3 protein-coding genes are annotated in these 4,034 nt (G+C 36.2%); all 3 read right to left on the reverse strand.

The window, feature by feature from the left end; translation table 11 throughout:
* Positions 1 to 148 precede the first annotated feature (148 nt).
* Positions 149 to 1,927 carry an ABC transporter substrate-binding protein gene (locus NZ519_12815; protein ID MCS7029636.1) on the reverse strand — a complete coding sequence of 593 codons (1,779 nt, stop codon included), beginning with the start codon at positions 1,925 to 1,927 and terminating at the stop codon, positions 149 to 151.
* Between the two features lie 434 nt (positions 1,928 to 2,361).
* Positions 2,362 to 3,054: a hypothetical protein gene (locus NZ519_12820; protein ID MCS7029637.1), complete on the reverse strand. Its 693-nt coding sequence runs from the start codon at positions 3,052 to 3,054 to the stop codon at positions 2,362 to 2,364.
* 174 nt (positions 3,055 to 3,228) lie between these two features.
* Positions 3,229 to 3,822: an RdgB/HAM1 family non-canonical purine NTP pyrophosphatase gene (gene rdgB, locus NZ519_12825; protein ID MCS7029638.1), complete on the reverse strand. Its 594-nt coding sequence runs from the start codon at positions 3,820 to 3,822 to the stop codon at positions 3,229 to 3,231.
* Positions 3,823 to 4,034: the final 212 nt, after the last annotated feature.

Genomic DNA, 4,034 nt, shown 5'->3' on the forward strand with positions numbered 1-4,034 from the left:
CCGTAGCACGCCGACCTTGTGGGCATGAGCGCAGCGAAACGCCCACAAGGGCACGCCCAAAATATTACTCCTAAAACTTTTTTACAATCCAAAACTCACGTTAGTTTACTATGCTTTACTTATCAAAAATTTGATGTCCGGGTTTGTTTTAGTTGGGTTGAAGAGAACGAGGGTAAAATTCTGCAATGTCGTAGGTAGGTCTTTGGGCGTACCATCTATCATTAGATAGGCGCTTGTTATAGGCTATACGAGAAGTTTCTGCGAATAGCATTCTGTAAGGTTGTTCTTCATGTAGAACTGCTTGGAGGGCTTTATGTAAAGCGTAGCGTTTTTGTGTATCTATTTCTAAAGGAATAGCGCTAAGTAGCTCATCTGCTTTTTTAGATTGGAAGCATCCATAGTTATATCCTCCATCTATTTGAGAAGAGTGAAAAACGCTGTATAAATCTTGTTCGTTTGCATCGTAGACCCAGCCCCCTATCCAGGCTTCTAGCTCATGATTTTTGCATCGGTCAAGAAAAGCGCCCCAATCATATCCACGAGGAGTAAGTTCAATACCCACTTGTTTAAATATGGGCTGTAAAATCATAGCAATACTTTTTCTTACCTCATTTTCATTCGGATAAGCTAGTTCAAACCTAAAATCTACTTTTTTGCCATTGATTTCTTTGTCTATCCAGCCATTATTGTCTGTATCTTTCCAGCCTGCTTCCACTAAGAGTTGCTTAGCTTTATTTATATCAAAAGGAATGTCGGGCAATTCCTTATTATATTCAGGTCGTTTGAAAAAAATCATAGACTTTACAGGTTCAGCCATACCGTAGAGTACCTTTTCTTTGAGCATTTTTGGGTCAATCAAATGTGCCATAGCTTGGCGAACCTTCTTGTCAGCAAAGAAGTTTTTTTCAGGATTTCCCTTGACATTCATGTTCCAACCGATATAGGTGTATTTAGGGTACACTTCACTACGTTTTTCAAAATTTTGCTTAAAGAAGGGATCTTCCATGTCTTTTTGCATTTGAGAGGGCTTGAAATGGTCTGAAAAGTCAATTTCTCCTGATTTAAGTGCAATAAAAGCAGCATTGACATCTGTAATTATCTTGAAATACAAAGTGTCCATTCCTTGAATAAAATTAGGCTCTTTGCTACCTTTGTTCCAATAATTTACGTTTTTAATTAACATAACATGCTTACCTGGGTCCCATTCTTTTACTACATATCTTCCTGAACCCAGGATAAAATTGGGGTCTCGATTAAATTCTTGTCTAGAAAAATGTTCAGCAAAAGGTTTGAACTTTTCAAGAGATGTATTATCTATCTTTTTTTCCCAAGCTTCAATAGCTTCCGCTACGGTGTACCTGTCAGATAAATTTTCCTTATCATAGAAGTGCTTAGGAAGTACAAAAAGGTAATTCGTTACCTTGAACAGGTTATCATAAGCTACCTTTTTGAAGGTAAAGACTACGGTTCTTTTATCTTTTGCCACACAATCTTTGAGGTACTTCATATCTGCTCGTTTAGGTTGAGCATCTATTAACGGATTGACTATACACTTTACAGTAAAAACAACATCTTCCGCTGTAATCGGGTGATTATCTGCAAAATGAATGTTTGGTTTTAAAGTAAAAGTAAGTGTAAGATTATCTTCAGAAAAAGAATAATCTTGGCAAAGCACTTTTTTATCCAGTTCTAGAGTTTGGTAGTTTAGATCAATCAATTTATCAAACAGGAGCTGATGAATGTAGGTAGAGGTAGCGTCAGCAGTAGTGATAGGGTTTAATCCTTTGGGTTCGCTCCGTTCATGCTTAATAATTGTTTTTACACGATTTACTTTAATTCCACCTGACTTTTGTTCGGAACCACCGCAGCCTTGTAAAATCCAAGCTAAAGCACCAAACAGGAACGCTATTAAGCACAGCTTTTTCATTTAGTTTGTAACTTATATGGCACGAATGCAAAAGTAATAGTTCATTTTTAATTGTGCAAAGACATAGATACTAACGTATTGAGAATAAATAAGATAAATTTAAGTTTAGCATAGTTTAATATTGATTTTTTGAGTGTGCCTCTTGCTGTGCAAGGGTCGGAGCATTCCGCACGTAACCACGGGGCACGCCAACCCTGTGGGCATTTCGCCTGCGCTTATGTCCACAAGGACACGCAAAAAAATTAAAATTTAATTTTAGGTTTTTTATAGACAAAAAAACAATCCTGATCCCGCGCGGCTGTCACACCCCGCTGCTACGTACTCTTTTAGGGGCTATAAAATCTGAGCACGCGGTTCTGTATGTTTAATAATCAATCAGACAAAAAGTGCCACAAATTTTAAATTTTGCTCTGAAAAGTCAAACTATAACTACACTAGTGAGCTACTACTATTTTACCTATACATACAGGTTCGCTTTGAGAATGGGCATACGCATAGTATATTCCATTGGGTAAATTGCCTACATACATCAAAGCTAAACCTTGCAGGTCAGTAAGATTTTGCTGCGCCACAGCTTGACCTAAGGGGTTAATTAGAAGCAATGTTACATTTCTGTTGTTAGGATGTATTTGATAATTAAAACTGATAAAGTCAGCAGCAGGATTTTGAGAAGCTATTTGTACTTGTGGCTTGTGTGGGTTCATCATGTCTTTAATTGAGGAGCTTGAAGTTACTACATAGGTTGCCATAGTACAAGAAGAGTCCAGTGGATTATCATTATTGAAAACACAGAACTTAATAGTTACTGTACCTGTATTCACATCAGGTTCATAGGTAAATTTAAGAGTTTCTGTAGCGTTTGCTGCTAGTTCAGCAGGAGGAGCAGACGTTGAAGGAGCAAGGGTAGGACTACCCCCATAACAGTAAGATCCATAGCATATTTGCCACCCTGAACCAGAAGGAATACTACTCAAAGGACTGGCCGAAATACGATACTTTAATGTGCGAGTATCTGTATTGAGCATACTTACTACGGCATCTACACTGGTGTTTATAGTTGTGTTTTTAGTTTGGGATTTAGGATTTAACACCATAGTAGATTGTGCTTTAAGCTTAAATAAGCCCAAGAACAAGACAAATACGAGCAGAATGAATACGCCTCTTTTCATAATAGCACTTAAATAAGATTTTACAAAGTTAATTACTGTCTAACAATTATGCAATAATCTCTATACAAAATATTAAAAGCACATTTGTACAACCAATGTAGTTACTTTTTGATAAGGATAAGATATGGATAGTCATTTGGTAGGTATGTTCAAAATTTGTGTAAAGAAATCCGCCAGTTTTTGTATAGCTTTTGCCCTGTGGCTAACGGCATTTTTTTCCTCTAGACTCATTTCTGCATACGTCTTTTGGTGCCCATCGGGGATAAAAATAGGGTCGTAGCCAAAACCTTGTGTGCCTTTTGGGGTATCTGTAATTGTTCCATATACTATACCTTCAAAATAACGAAAACTATTTTCATCGTAATACGCAATTACTGTTCTAAATCTTGCTCTTCTATTAGTTTGATACTTCATTTCTTCTAATAACTTTTGTACATTTTTCTGACTATCTCTTGTTCCTGAGTAATAAGCAGAATGGATACCTGGTCGGTTATTCAAAACAAAAACTTCTAGACCTGAATCATCAGCTAAACAAGGAAGGCAGCATAAATTAAAAATTGTTTTTGCTTTAAGTAAAGCATTTTGGACAAAGGTTTCTGAAGTTTCAGGTATCTCTACGTTAGATAAACCAACATCGTGTAGGGTTAAAAGTTCTATTTGAGGTAAAAGCTGTTTAATTTCTTCAATTTTATGGGTATTGCGCGTGGCTAGAACAATCTTACGCATATTCAAAATTTTATCTCAAAATTACAAATCATTCAGCTGATTTTGCTACACCAGAAATAAAAAGAGTAAGAAATTTAATTTGGATAGATTTACGGAATTAAGCTCATCAAAAACAAAACTAACAAAAGATTTACCTGTAATTTAAAAATTGAGGGGCTAGCTCTCTTTTGTATTCTTTGGTGGTAAAATACTTTTGTAGCTGTAATTAACAT

The organism is Bacteroidia bacterium, from assembly GCA_025056095.1.
Classification (GTDB): domain Bacteria; phylum Bacteroidota; class Bacteroidia; order JANWVE01; family JANWVE01; genus JANWVE01.